Annotated in this window: 15 protein-coding genes and 1 pseudogene; 2 read left to right on the forward strand and 14 right to left on the reverse strand. The window is 44.7% G+C overall.

Going from position 1 to position 15,161, the window contains the following annotated elements:
- Positions 1-113: 113 nt before the first annotated feature.
- Together VJY63_RS00830 and VJY63_RS00835 are read left to right on the forward strand one after the other, a co-directional pair.
- Positions 114-1,004, forward strand: a complete 891-nt coding sequence (locus VJY63_RS00830; RefSeq protein WP_324047692.1) for an OmpA family protein — start codon at positions 114-116, stop codon at positions 1,002-1,004.
- A gap of 161 nt (positions 1,005-1,165) precedes the next feature.
- Positions 1,166-2,401, forward strand: coding sequence for an argininosuccinate synthase (locus tag VJY63_RS00835; RefSeq protein WP_324047694.1), 1,236 nt, complete (start codon positions 1,166-1,168; stop codon positions 2,399-2,401).
- A 75-nt stretch (positions 2,402-2,476) separates the two neighbouring features.
- Here the strand turns inward: VJY63_RS00835 and VJY63_RS00840 are convergent, their stop codons facing one another.
- The 14 genes and pseudogenes from VJY63_RS00840 to VJY63_RS00910 form a co-directional block, all read right to left on the reverse strand.
- Positions 2,477-2,932, reverse strand: coding sequence for a copper chaperone PCu(A)C (locus VJY63_RS00840; RefSeq protein ID WP_324047696.1), 456 nt, complete (start codon positions 2,930-2,932; stop codon positions 2,477-2,479).
- A 10-nt stretch (positions 2,933-2,942) separates the two neighbouring features.
- Complete coding sequence (locus VJY63_RS00845) at positions 2,943-3,545, reverse strand: SCO family protein (RefSeq protein ID WP_324047698.1); 603 nt, start codon at positions 3,543-3,545, stop codon at positions 2,943-2,945.
- 35 nt (positions 3,546-3,580) lie between these two features.
- Positions 3,581-3,955: a hypothetical protein gene (locus VJY63_RS00850; RefSeq protein ID WP_324047700.1), complete on the reverse strand. Its 375-nt coding sequence runs from the start codon at positions 3,953-3,955 to the stop codon at positions 3,581-3,583.
- Positions 3,956-4,016: 61 nt separating this feature from the next.
- A complete protein-coding gene (locus VJY63_RS00855) occupies positions 4,017-4,868 on the reverse strand; it encodes a HAMP domain-containing sensor histidine kinase (protein WP_324047702.1) in 852 nt (283 codons plus the stop codon).
- A gap of 131 nt (positions 4,869-4,999) precedes the next feature.
- Positions 5,000-6,591, reverse strand: a pseudogene (locus VJY63_RS00865) (transposase).
- 54 nt (positions 6,592-6,645) lie between these two features.
- Positions 6,646-8,589 carry a histidine kinase gene (locus tag VJY63_RS00870; protein WP_414674793.1) on the reverse strand — a complete coding sequence of 648 codons (1,944 nt, stop codon included), beginning with the start codon at positions 8,587-8,589 and terminating at the stop codon, positions 6,646-6,648.
- The gene (locus VJY63_RS00875; protein ID WP_324047707.1) at positions 8,579-8,776 is read right to left on the reverse strand and encodes a hypothetical protein; all 198 of its coding nucleotides are present in this window, start codon (positions 8,774-8,776) and stop codon (positions 8,579-8,581) included. Before VJY63_RS00875 ends, VJY63_RS00870 begins: the two co-directional genes overlap by 11 nt.
- A 130-nt stretch (positions 8,777-8,906) precedes the next feature.
- The gene (locus VJY63_RS00880; RefSeq protein WP_324047709.1) at positions 8,907-9,647 is read right to left on the reverse strand and encodes a hypothetical protein; all 741 of its coding nucleotides are present in this window, start codon (positions 9,645-9,647) and stop codon (positions 8,907-8,909) included.
- Positions 9,648-9,723: 76 nt separating this feature from the next.
- Positions 9,724-10,140, reverse strand: a complete 417-nt coding sequence (locus VJY63_RS00885) for a hypothetical protein (RefSeq protein WP_324047710.1) — start codon at positions 10,138-10,140, stop codon at positions 9,724-9,726.
- 161 nt (positions 10,141-10,301) lie between these two features.
- Positions 10,302-11,546, reverse strand: a complete 1,245-nt coding sequence (locus VJY63_RS00890; protein WP_324047712.1) for an HlyD family secretion protein — start codon at positions 11,544-11,546, stop codon at positions 10,302-10,304.
- Complete coding sequence (locus tag VJY63_RS00895) at positions 11,539-13,008, reverse strand: TolC family protein (RefSeq protein ID WP_324047713.1); 1,470 nt, start codon at positions 13,006-13,008, stop codon at positions 11,539-11,541. The genes VJY63_RS00890 and VJY63_RS00895 overlap by 8 nt, the downstream gene beginning before the upstream one ends.
- Positions 13,001-14,251 (reverse strand): ABC transporter permease, encoded by a 1,251-nt coding sequence (locus VJY63_RS00900; RefSeq protein ID WP_324047715.1) that lies wholly within the window; start codon positions 14,249-14,251, stop codon positions 13,001-13,003. The genes VJY63_RS00895 and VJY63_RS00900 overlap by 8 nt, the downstream gene beginning before the upstream one ends.
- A gap of 11 nt (positions 14,252-14,262) precedes the next feature.
- A complete protein-coding gene (locus tag VJY63_RS00905; RefSeq protein ID WP_324047717.1) occupies positions 14,263-14,970 on the reverse strand; it encodes an ABC transporter ATP-binding protein in 708 nt (235 codons plus the stop codon).
- Positions 14,971-15,161, reverse strand: a 191-nt coding sequence (locus VJY63_RS00910; protein ID WP_324047719.1) for a hypothetical protein, incomplete at its 5' end; no start/stop codon positions are given.

Raw genomic sequence — 15,161 nt, forward strand, 5'->3', positions numbered from 1 at the left:
CTTGGGTTGTTGCGGCTTCTAGCTTACCATAGCTATTGGCTTTTTCGTTTTTTTACCTAAAGTTTACCCAGCTTAGGTCGACTATTAACAACTTAGCTAATAAGGATTTATGTATGAAGCGCTTACAACAACTAGTCCCTATGTGTCTTTGTCTATTAATGGGCGGTACGAGTGCTTATGCATCGAGTTGGCAAGCCGGTTATGAAAATGCTTTATGGCAAACCAGCGATCCATCGCCGCTTAATTGTGAACTTTCGCATTACATTCCTAATTTTGGTGAAGCACGTTTTATTCATCGTGCGGGTGAAACAGTGCGTATGGAAATTAAGCCTTTTCGTAATGCCTTGCGTGGTGGTGAAGTTAAATTAGTTGCTTTAGCACCTCAATGGATGCCGGGTGCGGATGCGCGTGCTTTGGGTAAGTATAACTTCCAAAAAACGGACTTACCGCTTCGCATTGCTACACCACAAACTGAACTGATTTTAGAAAGCCTGCGCCAAGGTTTAATGCCTTCAATGGTGCAAGAAGATGCTGATTCGCGCATTGAGCGCCGTCGTGCCAGTTTAACACCGATTAATTTTCATCCAGCTTTTGCGCGTTTTCAGCTTTGCCAAGCCAAGTTGCTGCCGGTTAATTACGACCAAATTCGTGATATTTTAATTACGTTTAATTTAGGTGGCGCACAGCTAACGCAGAGCGACCGTGACCAACTTGATTTGTTGGTGCGTTATGCCTACGCAGATCCTGAAGTTATTTTGGTGATGGTTGATGCCCACTCAGATTCGTCTGGAACGCGCCGTGATAACCGAGAGCTTTCTAGTAAGCGTGCTGATACGGTAACTAAGTATTTGGTTGCGCGTGGAATGCCGCAGGAAATTATTCAAAGCCAATACCACGGACAGCGCTACCCCATTGCTAGTAATCGTACTACCGATGGTCGCAGTAAAAATCGGCGTGTAACCATTAAATTAGAGCGGGAATTAGAAATCAAACCCATTTTCTAATGTGCCTTTTTATTTTCTAAGTAGTTTATAAGCGCTAGTCACTGACGCTTAACTTTCCTTGCGCTATAATCCCTCTTATAAGTTTTCGGCTGCTTAGGCAGCCTTTTACAGTTTACTATTCCTACTTCTGGCTTAACGCTAAGGTAGTCTAAGGAGAAATCATGTCTGATACAAAAAAACCTCATGTCAATAAAGTGGTATTGGCTTATTCCGGCGGCCTAGATACTTCCATTATTCTTAAATGGCTTGAAGATACCTATGGTTGTGAGGTCGTTACTTTTACCGCTAACTTAGGTCAAAGTGATGAACTAGAACCTGCCCGTGCTAAAGCTGAAGCGATGGGTGTTAAAGAGATTTACATCGAAGATTTGCGTGAAGAGTTTGTTCGTGATTATGTTTTTCCAATGTTTCGAGCCAACGCTATCTATGAAGGCGAATACCTATTAGGTACGTCCATTGCGCGTCCTTTAATTGCTAAGCGCTTAGTTGAAATTGCCAATGAAACCAATGCCGATGCCATTTCTCATGGTGCAACCGGTAAAGGTAATGACCAAGTACGTTTTGAGCTAGGTGCCTATGCCTTGAAACCAGGTGTAAAAGTGATTGCACCTTGGCGTGAATGGGATTTGCTATCGCGTGAAAAGTTAATGGCTTACGCTAAAGAGCACAATATTCCGATTGATTTTGCTAAAGCAGGCACTAAATCGCCCTATTCTATGGATGCTAACCTGCTGCACATTTCTTACGAAGGTGGCTTGTTAGAAGACCCTTGGGCAGAACCTGAAGAAGCCATGTGGCGTTGGAGTGTTAGCCCAGAAGCTGCACCTAACGAACCGACTTACCTAGAACTAACCTATGAAAAAGGCGATATCGTAGCCATTGACGGTGAACGTTTGAAGGCTCATGAGATTTTAGAAAAGCTAAATAAAATCGGTGGTGCTAACGGTATTGGTCGTTTAGATATCGTAGAAAACCGTTATGTAGGTATGAAAGCTCGCGGTGCTTACGAAACCCCTGGCGGCACGATTATGCTAAAAGCGCACCGTGCGATTGAATCCATCACTTTAGACCGTGAAGTTGCTCACTTAAAAGATGAGTTAATGCCACGTTATGCTGAGCTGATTTACAACGGCTACTGGTGGAGTCCTGAGCGTAAAATGTTGCAGACGATGATCGATCAATCACAAGAATTTGTGAACGGTAAAGTACGCGTTAAGCTTTACAAGGGTAACGTGATTCCTGTGGGTCGTGAATCAGCGGATACTTTGGTAGATGAAAGCATTGCTACTTTTGAAGATGATGCGGGCGCTTATGACCAAAAAGATGCCGAAGGCTTTATTAAGCTCAATGCACTGCGTTTACGCATTGCAGCACAAAAAGGCCGTAATTTGTTATAAGCTTTATTGGCAATAATAAAAACCCTGCTTCGGCAGGGTTTTTTGGGTTTAATGATTAACTTTAATAAAGATTAATTAGTGTTTTTGATGGTTTTTATGTGGCATTCCGACCATTTTACGCACTGGTAAATCTAGCTCAAGCAAACTACCATCATCAAGCTTTAAGCTAACTAATACATTTTCATCCATATTAAGTGGCTTTTTTAGGCCTATCAGCATGATATGCAAACCACCAGGTTTTAGATGCGTTGTGCTATTGGCTGCTAGGTCGATTTGTTTAACTTGGCGCATCTGCATAACGCCATCAACATTGGTATGGGTGTGTAGTTCAATCGCGTCAGCCGCTGCGCTGCTAGCGCTTACCACTGCGCGAGCTTGATTGCCTTGATTGTTGATGTCCATAAATGCAGCCGTAACCGCTGCAGTAGGGGGCACGGCGCGAATGTAGGCATTGTGGACTTGAACATCCATAGCTAAGGTTGAAAAACTAGCAAAAAAAGATGCCGCGATTAATAAGCGTAAAAATTTCATAATAAATTCCTTAAAGTTGGTTTTCTAGGGCTTTAATAAGTATGGCTTGCAGTTCTTCACCACTAATAGAGTGAGGTAAGGTTGCTAGCAGTTCGCCACTTGAGTTTACTAGGTAAAAATCTGAAGTGTGATCGACGGCATAACCCATAGCAGAGTCAATCTCGACATAACGATAAAAAGCTCCATACTGCTTAGCAAGTTTGGCAAGGTAATCTTTTTCGCCTGTTAGACCTAAAATGCCTGCTTCAAAAAATTTAACATAATCAGCGAGTCGGTCGGGTGTGTCTCTATCAGGATCAACCGAAATAAAGATGGGTTGTAACTGATTCTGTAAGTTTTCTGGTAGATAATTAATGGCTTTAGCCATAAAAATCATTGAAGTAGGGCAAATATCAGGACACCAAGTATAGCCAAAATAAACTAATGCTAATTGCCCTTCAAAGTCACTTAACGAAACTTCACCTTGGTGGCTGGTTAGCGTAAAAGGCGCACCGGTTGGCTTTCCAATTGTAGCTGAATTGTCAGGCTGGTCTAAGCCGCTCTTTATTTGCAAAAAAGCTAAGCCCAAAAGTAGTAGAGCACCTACATAGAGTAGAGAACGATTAACTTTCATGTTGTTTCCTAATTAGCAATTAAAATAGACGGATTTTAGCTAATTGCAGGTGGTGCTCTAGTCGAAGGGCTTAAAAGGTTAGGGTGTTGGGTTTGTTGGTTGGTTATTACAGTAAAGAGAAGAGGTTGAGCAGGTAAGTCGCTTAAATAGGCTAGGTCTGTCATGCTGGAAAGGGCGACAGCCGGAAGGCAAGCAGGGCAATAGTTAAGGGGTTGTAGTGACTCGCTTAGCTCGTCATTCATGGCAATTAAGCGTTTCTCAAAGCCACCATGCCAAGCACAAATTTCTATATAACCATTGGCATGAACTTGAATGGGTGGGACTAAAAAAGGAGCCACCAACCGCTGCGTAATAACTAGCAAGGCTAACAATAGCATTAGGGTATTAAACAGAGGGTGTTTTACAAGCATGCTTCAACCTTTAAAATAACTGCGATCAATATACCAGTAAACATTGGGCTCAACCAGTGAGCTAGCTATAAGTTGGTGGCTTAATAGCAGGAAGCACAATCACAAACCTTGCACCTTTTAAAACCTGCCCAGATTCAATATAAAGCTGACCTTGGTGATGATTGATAATGCCACGGCTGATGGGTAAGCCTAAGCCAGAACCCTTAGGTCTTAAACCGCTGGTATTTTTATGTTGTTGAATTTGATGAAAATTTTCAAATACCTTGTCACGTTCTTCTTCTGCTATGCCTGTGCCATTATCTTCAACGGCTAAGAACCAGTTATTAGCTTGAGTATTAATTGTCATTACTACCTTGGCATCTTTTGGTGCAGTAAATTTACTAGCATTATCTAGTAGATTAATAATTACCTGTTGTAGTTTATCTGGGTCGGCTGTGACCCAAGCTTGTTCCTCGGGCAAAATAAGTTCTAGGTCGACTTGCCGATCATCATAAAGCTGGGTAATAGCATCGGCGGAATCTTTGGCTAATTCATTTAGGTTTATGGGTTTAAGGTCTAAACGCATCCGTCCCGATTCTAAACGGGCTAGGTCTAAAATTTCTTCAATTAAGCGAGATAAACGTTCACTTTCTTTAACAATCACATCTAAAAAATGACTTTTTTGTTCAGGTGTAACTTCAGGGCTATCTCGGAGTATTTCTGCAAAAGCTCGAATAGAGGTAAGTGGAGTACGGAGTTCATGGCTAACCATTGCCACAAATTCATCTTTTAGTTTGTCTAGTTCGCGCAGTCTTACGTTAGCTCCTCGTAACTCTTCACCAATCTGTGCTAATTCATCTGACTTTTGCTCCAGTCGTTTATTGTATTCTAACGAGGCTGTAGAAAAACCTGTTTTCAGACAGGCTCTTCCCACCAGCAGATCGTTTTCTGTTATTTATATTCTGTTACCCATTTTAGCTGGCTAACTTATTTTCATTCTATGTATTTCTAATAATCTTCTATTTATACGTTGTTTTAGACCCATTTATGGGCTAATCAGCCTTTTCATTGATTCAGTTTGCCATAACGGGCCAGTTTCTCAACATTATGGACCAAGCAAAAGAGTTGCCATTGGCCTTGCACCTTAGTTTTTCCTCTCAGGCTAAAGCGGTTCAAGCGTTTATTGGTGCCAATATTACCGAATACCGGCTCAACCACGGACATACGGTGAGCATAAACAGCTTTTCCTAGGGGGTTATCCACACGGTGTTTCATCCAGTCAGTGTAATTCGGTGCTCTTTTTCCATTGAGTGGGAAGCTGACTTGTCGGCCTGCACCTTTGCGGTGATCAGCTGCGGAGGGTGTTTTCATGCATTGGTGTTTCTTGGTGCAATGCCTACATTGCAGTAGTCGCCCTTCAAAATAAGCCGTTGGTTGACCTTGAGGATTGTTTCGGGTGCCTCGACTACTGATAGTCTGTCCTGCTGGGCAAATGCAGGTCATTGTTATGGGATCAAATTGGAATTCGCTGGCAGGAATGAGTTGCTTGGCTTTTGGCTTGCCGGGTGTTTGGTGACGTTTGCCGTATTTATCTTTTTGGTGAGTGAACTTGGGATCACGGCTTCTGAACTGATTATCAGGAATGTAGGCATTGATGTTGTTTTCATGCAGGTATTGCATGTTGGCTTCATTAGCAAAACCCGTATCCGCTGTAACGATGACACCTTCTTTATAGAGGTTTTTGCTGATGCATAGAGGTTTTTGCTGATGCCCAGCCGTTTGTAACGCTCTTGAATAGTTTCTAAAACGGGTTGCAGCGTGTGATGTTCTTGCCCTTCACCAAAAGCCTGGGCATCAATGATAATTTGGTGTTTTTTATCAACGGAAGCAACACCGTTGTAACCTTGAATCGTACCTTTACTGGTCGTCATTTTTGCTGACTGGTTATCGGTAATATTGCTTTTCACTTCGTTGCTGCGCTTACCTTTACCCAGTCTAGGTTCATTGTGCTTTAAAAATTTATCAATCTTATTGGCTGCTTTATCCAGCGTTAAAATAGTTTTGACTTGGCGGATAGCACGATCCAGTTCTTCTTCGCTTTCCCAGCTGTCTTTTTTCTGATGTTCCGTTAAGTGGTGGCTGATTAAACGTTTTAGTTTTTGGCGCTTTTGTTCCAGTTCTTTAAAGGTGCCAGACCATGCTTTGGCGGCATTCGAACGCATTTTACAGCCATCAATGGCAAAAAGTTCATGACCTAAAAGACCTTGTTGATCACAGACCAGCAGCACTTGTTCAAATAAGGTGGCAATGGCTTGGCTTTGGCTACTCACAAAATGGGCGATGGTGGTGAAATGTGGAACGCTATCGCAGGATAAGGCTTTAAAGATAATGTTAGTTTCGCAGCACCACTGGATTTCACGGCTGGAGGTGATGCCTTTGGAGTAAGCAAACAAGATTATCTTTAGCAAAATGGCTGGATCGTAAGCTGGGCGGCCTTCGTTATCATTTTTGTAGGGCTGGTGAAAAGCAGACAGATCGAGTTTTTCAGAAATGAGGTAATGCAGGGCAAATTCGAAGGTGCCAAGCTGAAGCTGTTCAAGATAATTAATGACCACCATCGTCTGCTGGTTATAGTCGTAATGCTTGAATCGAGCCATCCTCATGCCCTCATTATCTGAAAATCCAATCAAACCATAATTAAAGAGGTTTTTCTACAGCCTGAACGCTTGGGAGGTGGTGTCTAAGATGCTAAGTACTGCTTCAATATCTAAGGCTTCACCCCTAACGACGGAATTAATAAGTACCCTAGCAGAAGCACTGCCTAAAGCACCGGTTAAGGCTTGCTCTGTTTGGGCGATTAAAGCGGGGGAGGCTGGCGTTTCATCGGCTGGGCTGGGTAGGTAAGCACTATTAAAATTAGCAAAAACTTTTAAGGTAGCGGGTTTGCCAAGGTAGCGGTTAGCTAACTGATAAAGTTCGCCCTTGGTTGTTTGCCCAAGCCAAAGCGGTGTTTGCATTACATCGGGTCGTAAGGCTTCCGTAAATAAAGCGGCTTGGGTTTGTTCTAAACTAGATTGGCGTGAAAAAAGTGATACACCCACCAACAAACCTATATTAACAAGCAGACTCCAAAATAATGCGTGGGCATAAATGTCCCAGCCTTCTAAATCAAATAACGCATAGGGTTTTAGCCAAGCAATGCCCCAAGGGCCTTGGCTTATTAATGAAGAATCTAACCAGCCGGATAAAGCAAAACCCGGTAAGAGTAAAGTATAAGCCCAGACAATAAAACCACCCATTAAGCCAGCAGCTGTGCCTTTAGCATTACCACCACGCCAATATAAGCCTAGTAATAAAGCCGGAGCAAACTGGCTAGCTGCTGCGAAAGATACCAAACCTGTGGTTACTAGTGTGTAAGACTCACCAATTAACGCATGGTAAAGGTAGCCTAGCAGTAAAATAAGCAAAATAGCGATGCGGCGAATGCCTAGCAGCCAGCCACTTAGGTTACGTGTTGGGTCTAGGTGCAGCCATTTCCAACGTAATAATACCGGCATCACTAAATGGTTACTGACCATAGTAGAAAGGGCGATGGTTTCGACTATCACCATACCGGTAGCCGCTGATAAACCACCAATAAAAACAAACAAAGGTAAAAACTCTAAGCCAGCGGCAAGCGGCAAGGTGAGAACATAATCATCGGGCGATCCATCACCCATTAATAAGCCAGCTAGAGCAATAGGAATAACCATAATATTGATAGCAAAAAGGTAGAGAGGAAACATCCAGCCAGCACGTTTAACATGGCGTTCATCAACATTTTCTATCACTAATACCTGAAATTGCCGTGGTAACGTTATAAAAGCTAAAGTAGAAAGAATTAAAGTGCCTACCCAGCCAACAGCACCCTCTGGTACTGCGTCTAAACCTAGTGTGCCAACCAAGTCGGCACGGTTTGAAGCTTGTGTAAATAAATCCATCGGGCCTTGGTACAGCCAAAACACCACAAAAATTCCTGCTGCTAAAAAAGCCAAGAGTTTTACGATGGATTCAAAAGCAATCGCAGCCACCATGCCTTCATGGCGCTCACTGGCATCTAGGTGGCGTGTTCCAAAAAGAATAATAAACACCGCTAAAACAATGGCAACCCAAAAAGATTTATCAAACCAAAAGGCTTTAGCAGCCAAAGCTTGGGTGGGTTCAAGCGGATAACCCGTTAACAAGGCATGGCTGATGGTTATGGCTTTAAGCTGCAAGGCTATGTAGGGCATAACGCCAATAACAGCAATAAGCGTAACCAGCACACCAAGGCGCGTACTTTTACCATAGCGGGCGCTTATAAAGTCGGCAATGGAGGTTATTTTTTGGGCGCGTGAAATCCGAATCATTTTACGGATCATAAACCAGCCCAACAGCATGGCTAGCGTAGGGCCTAAATACACCAATAAAAAACTTAAACCGGTTTCTGCGGCGCGGCCCACACTGCCGTAAAAAGTCCAAGCAGTACAGTAAACAGCGATAGAAAGTGTATAAACCAAAGGCGAGTTAATAATCGAGCGCCCTTGGCTAGAACGCTTATCACCCCAAGCCGCTACTAAAAATAAAATGCCTAAATAACTAAAACCAACCGCAAGGGAAACCCATTCAGTTCTCATCTTTGCGCTCCAAAACCAAAGCGGCTAGCACAATAATAACTAGCCAAGCGCTGAAAACATAAACGGGCAAAATAGACAAGCCTAAGCTGCTGGGCCTGTCAAAAAGCAATAAAATAGGCGGTAAAAAAAACACCAAAGCTAACAGCGTTAAACCGACTAGCCTAGAGCGAATAGGTGAGCCTTTCATCGCTGTCTCCTAGTTTTTTAAGGCAATAAACATTACTTTAACGGAGTTAGCTTCGATGGTGGTGATTCCAAACCAATATTAATCAAGCATTACTATTTAGCAGCTGAGTATATTTCGTACTTTGTCTTAATTATGTGCTTGATGAAGATGAAGGACTCAATTGTTCGGCTGCTAAATTTGCTGCTTCGGTGGCTCGTTGCGCCTGGGCCATTTGTTCAAGTTGCTTGATCAGTTCAGCAATGTCCACATCTTTTGGAGCATCCAGTTCTTCAACCTTCTCTCCGCGAGATAGATGCTGGGCGAGGTCGGATAATTGAATATGGAAGCTATTGTTGCTACTTTCTGCTCCAGCTGAGCGTTCTTGCGGTGAGTAAGCATGTTCGGCAACTGTCACGCCCGTGACAGGGGAGGCATTGGCTATTGCAGAGACAAGTTTCATTCCTGCTATGGCTTCATTTCGACTGGCTGCATAATCAGCGCCAGCATAACCAGGGAGTTGCTTTTTCTGATATTCAAGCTGATTATATTTTGAGTCGTAATTGACGCCTTTCCCGCTCGAATCGAACTCAACAGAGCCTAAGATGGTTCCTGCTCCAACTTGATCATAGGTAAGCAATTTGGCGTCAATAAGTCCTCTGTAAAGAGTGAGCATATCATTGCGGCTGGCATCTTTAACATTGACATCTTTTACGATCTCTTTAAATTTGTCGTAGTCTTTCTGGCTGAGAGTCCCGCCGAGCATGCCTTCGGGGCTGGTTTCCTTGCCCACTTTGACTGTGAAACCTTCGTATTGCTTAGGGTCAAGCAACGAACGGTTCATATTGGCCGAGATGTTGCTCAGTGCGTTAGATAATGGGTTAATGGATGGCATTCTTACGGTTCCTTTATTGATTATGAAATGTTGTAAGAACTGGAGAGCTATTAGTTCCCCAGTCGTCCTTTGACTATCAGGTGCCAGGAATTGTGAACAGTGGCATACGACCTTCCATGCGCCAGTTACGTACTTGAGATGTACCTACGTTCTCGATGCGATAACGATACTTGCCGGTTGACGATGGGAAGAAACTACGGCTCACGGAGCGGGCGCCGTTACTCGTTCTACCAGAAACTAGCCTCCACGAACCGCCTTCTTGTTTCTCTATGCGATGGTTGATAACACTTGTCGGGTTGTTTCCAGACAGATCCTCGAACTTAAAGTTTACTGTGCCAAGGCACGAGATGCTGAACTCATACACGTTCTGAGAATCACCTGCAGAAAGGCTTGCCCCGCTGCTAGTGATGTTCATATAAGCGCATGCAGCAGCAGCCATATTGCTGGTACTCAGCAACAATGCCGCGAACAGCGAGAAGAACAGTTTTTTCATACGATACTCCTTGTGGATGAAATAGCTGAATCCCCTTCGCCCTCGTTCGTCACGGAAAGCTGGTGAAGGGTAACTTCTATAACGGCTGGGAATGAAAGTTCTTTAGCTTTTCTTGACTGTTTTTCTGCAATTTTTGCGTGATTTTTTGCCGCCTCCCACGTTCAGGGCACCAGAACATACCCTGCCTGCAACCCTTGTACTTCAATACCTTGAGTGATCGCCTGTCCGGGCACAACCGGGATCTTCAATGGCACTGCGTCAATTGTTGCGCGGTACGTTACATAGGTTGAACCATCATTATCTGTTACCAGAGCCTGAGGAGGAACTACGATACCGTGCTCGTTACGGTAGAGGATAATAGCCAGTCGGGCGCTCATGCCTAATCTGATCTGCTGCGCGGCTTCGTTTTTAAGTGGGTCTACAGCAATCACAACATCATAATAGGCTGCTGTACCGGGTGAGTCAGCAGCGTTGCCTTGTATCGCAATAGTGGCAATATGACCAGTAAGGGTTTGCCCAGCGAAACCATTGCCCATGATTTTCACGGGCATACCTTCACGTAACTGGTGAAGATCGGTTTCTTCTACTTGAGTGAGTACCTGAATACGGTCTAACCCTACAATAGTTAGTAATGGAGCTCCCTGTGAGACCTGAACACCTGCTTGAATGATAGCTGTTTTACTACCTTCGGATAAGGTTGGGCGTACTACTACACCAGAAAAAGGTGCTTTAAGTACTTGATGTTCACTTTGCGCTGTCACGGCATGATAACGAGCTTGCGCGTTAGTCAATTCCATTTCAGCAATCTTGCGCTCTTCTCCTTGAGCACGCGCTTTGATATTTTGTAGTTCATCCTGTAAAGATAGTAAGTCTTGCTGCTGAGCATGAACCTGCTGCATAAGCATATCTACTTCCATACGGGCAATAATGCCACGTTCAAACAGTTTCTGTGTATCACGCAGATTGGCTTTTATGTTGTCCAACGTTGTACGGGCTGTTTGTACGGCACGTCGGGCACGTGAAACCTCGGGGCTGCTGTCCCAGTTACGCAATTGATGGACTTCTCTCTGTGCTTTAAGTAGTTCTGCTTGTGCCTGTCGTTGCTTGATTTCGATTTGTCCTGGATCAAGTCTTAAGAGCATCTGACCCACTTCAACAGTCTGTCCTTCTTGCACAAACATTTCAGAGATAACGCCTTCAAATGGTGCAGACAAGTTTTTTTGTTTTGCAGCTCGTATGCGTCCAACCAAGCCGAGTTGTTGTTCCACTAACTGAGGCTGCACCTGTAACCACTTTGCTTGCATGCTTTCGGCTTGGCTAGTGTTATCAGATTGCCAGAAGATAATTCCAGCCACCATTATCAGCAGTATCAATAGTATTGACTGTAATGGATAATATTTAGTCATTCAGTACTATATCCCAGCTTTGCAGAGTGGTGCCCAGCGTCTGATCTAGTTCGGCTTGTGCATTCAAGTAACTGATTAATGCATTTAGTCGTGCATGTTCAGCATTGCGCAGATCATTTTCAAAACTCAACACCTGAAAGTTGCTAGAACGACCCACCGTGAGTTTTTCACGTTCAATTTCCAGTTTGCGTCGTGAGAGATCAAGCGCCCGCTGAGCGATTGTATATTGTCGCCAGCGTGTGCCAATATTGCGTACTGCATTTGTTACATCGCGCTCCAATTGCTGGCGTGCTTCTGCTAACTGAATTTTTTGGTTGCTTACATTAGCCTGAGCCTGCACCTCAGCCAGACGCGTACTGAGGTCTCCAATAGGGATCTCGATCTGAACACCTATATAGTTCTCCCATGTTCGCTCGGAATCGTTTAAAGCATTGTGGTTATTTATTTGACTGACACCGCCTACCAGTGAAACATCCCAGAGACGATCATTCTTTGCTACTTTCAAATTGATTGAGGCCTGTTCGCTGGCGATTAGCTGTGACAGATAGGTAGGTTGAGATGCCTCGGCTTGCAGCAAGGCTTGCGCGGCATTGACATTCACTTGGCTAGCTTTTAAAGACTCGGTGGCTATAATGGGTGTATTCAAACTTAAAGCTAGTAGCTGCAGTAGGGCAAGCCGAGCTGTGTCCACCTCATTGAGGGCTTCTTCATAGGCTAATTCCTGTGAAGCAACCTCAGCTTCCGTTTGCACAATTTCAAACTCAGCCATACGTCCGGCGACTATCATAGCTTGATTAACCTCAATTAGTTGGCGGGCACGATCTAATGATTCCTTTGAGATTTTTAACTGTTCCTGTGCCTGTAGCAGTGTGTAATAGGACGCGATAACCTGCGTGATGGTCTGCGAAACGGTGGATTTTAGGTTAAGTCGATTGGCTTGCTCTGACAACCGTGCAAAATTAACTGGTGCCGTTGCAATCTCCTTGCCTGCGCCACGTAATAGCGGCTGAATCAATGAAATATTAGCCCCGTCATTGCTTGAGGCTCCAGCTTGATCGGCCTCTGTATGGCGATATGTCCAACCTAGGCTAACGCGGGTACCATAGGGTGTCAGTAATGTGGTGGCTGGGGTTACATTGCCTTGCCTATAGCTATCACCCTGATTCTGATTGGAGAAGTAGCTACCACTGAGCATCAGCTTCGGTGTGAAGCGGTCTTCGGCAACGCGCAGATTAAATTTCTGAGCTATGCGATCTAAATAAGCGCTGCGAATAGAACGGTTATCGCGCAACCCTAGATAAATAGTATCACTCAGTGTTAGCTCGATAGTCTGGGTATTGAGTGGGATACTTGGCTGACCTTGGCGGTTTGCTTGGGATAGATGCATTTGTTTATCAGTCCAAGCCAAAGCCATAACCGGCACGATCAGCAAGAACACAAAAAGAGCATACACGCTACGCATCGCGCAATGCCTGAACAGGAGTAAGGCGCGCAGCGGCTAATGCTGGCGATAAGCCAAAGAAAAGTCCAATTATAACAGCGCTACCAATACCCAGTGGTAAAGCCACTGGTGACAATGAAAACGACGACCAACCTGAATAGTGAACAAAGCTCCAAGCCGCTATCAGGCCGACCGCTGCACCCATTAGTGCTCCAGTGGTAGTAAGCACGAGCGCTTCCAGCAGAAACAAACTGGCAATGTCTCGGGGGCGAGCGCCTAATGCCATTCTTACACCAATTTCACGCCGCCGCTCAGTGACATTCATCACCATAACATTCATGACACCGATACCGCCAACCAGTAAGGCTATACCGCCCAAACCTGCCAGAAGCCAAGAAAATAAGCGTGATTGCTGAGCCATACCATCAAGTAGTAGTCTAGGAATTTGTACGTTCACTTCAAAGCCAGTCATCTCATCTTCCAGCCAATGTTGCAAGCGAGCAGAGGACTTCTCCAGTGTGGCGCTGTTAGAGTTACGAGCCAGTACGCTTGATATCTGTGGTGTAGGAATGATGCGCCGCATCCCTTCTATCGGCAGTAAAATAGCATCGTCAGGAGAAATTGGAAACAGAGGGTTCTGCCCTTTAGGTTGTAGAATACCGATGACTTGAAATAAGTAGCCGCCTATCTGGATAGATTCACCCAAGGTGATTTTTACACCGGTACTTTCCAGTTCAGTAATTAGATTAGCACCCAATACTGCATGAGTGCTGTACGCATCATACCTAGTTAAAAAGCGCCCTTGTGCCAGATGAATACCCAACACTTCAGCAAGCTCGGCATTACTGCCGAGTATCATCGTGTTTAGAATATGTCCTTTGAGCCTAACATCCATACCTGTGAATATTAGTGGTGCGGCGGCTGTAATACCATATGCTGTTTTGCGTAGCGTTGCGGTATCCAGCGTGGTGATGCTGGGTAGCGTTTCACTGCGCCTGCCACTGGGTATTTGCACATTTGCTACAAGCAAATCACTACCCATCCCTTTGAAAACACTCATGGCTTCACGTTCGGCATTGTACCCAATGTTCAGCAGAGCAACTACTGCGATGCATCCCACCGCGATCCCTAGCAACGCTAGGAAAGCTCGGCGGCCAAGTTGTCGTAGATTTTCTACTGGTTCACGTAGCAGTTGTAACCAAGATGGGCCATAGCCATTTGATGCGTTTGGAGAGCTTGTGATATGAAAGGTTGATCTAAACATACCGTGTATCCCTAAACCCGACCATCACAGACCTTGATACAGCGCACCATGCGATTAGCAATGCTGGTATCGTGAGTGACCACAACCAATGTTGTGCCGTACTCTCGGTTCAGTGTCAGTAGTAATTCAATGATCTCTTGTGCTGTTTGGCTATCGAGATTGCCGGTAGGTTCATCCGCCAATAGTATTGCTGGTTCACCAACAAGAGCACGCGCTATTGCGACGCGCTGACGCTGTCCACCTGACATATCTGCTGGGCGGTGGTGATGGTGACTGGCCAGACCGACTCTCACCAGTTGCTTCATAGCTGCCTGACGAGCTTGCTGTTGTGATACCCCCCGATACAATAATGGTAGTGCTACGTTGTCTAAGGCATTAAGCCTTGGGAGTAGATTGAAGCTCTGGAATACGAAACCAATAATCCGATTACGCGCTATCGCGCGTGATTCCTCATTGGTGAGAGACATATCTTTACCAGCAAGTAGTACACAGCCAGAGGTGGGCTCATCAAGTAATCCGATAAGGTTAAGTAACGTGCTTTTACCAGAGCCAGATGGACCTACAATGGCACAGCTTTGCCCTCTAGAAATAGAGAAGGACACATCATGTAGAACGGCTTGATTGGATGCACCTGTCGCATAAGCATGCGTGATGTTTTTCAGGCAAATCAATTCAGTGTCGTTAATTCTTAGCATCCCTCCCCCTTTTTTTAACAACATCTATGCCTGTTTATTACTTTCCAGTCGTTTGTTCAACACTTCTAACAAAGATTCCAGTTCTTTTTTGTGCTGAGATGGCTCATTGCTGTCTGCGGCTTGTATCAAAGCTTGCAACTGCATGTCGTAACCCTTTGGGAGTTGTGCTTCTTCAATGGCTGGCAGTGACTTGTAATAATCCAGCACTTCCTGAT

The organism is Marinospirillum sp., assembly GCF_035271045.1.
In the GTDB taxonomy this organism is placed as follows: Bacteria; Pseudomonadota; Gammaproteobacteria; order Pseudomonadales; family Halomonadaceae; genus Marinospirillum.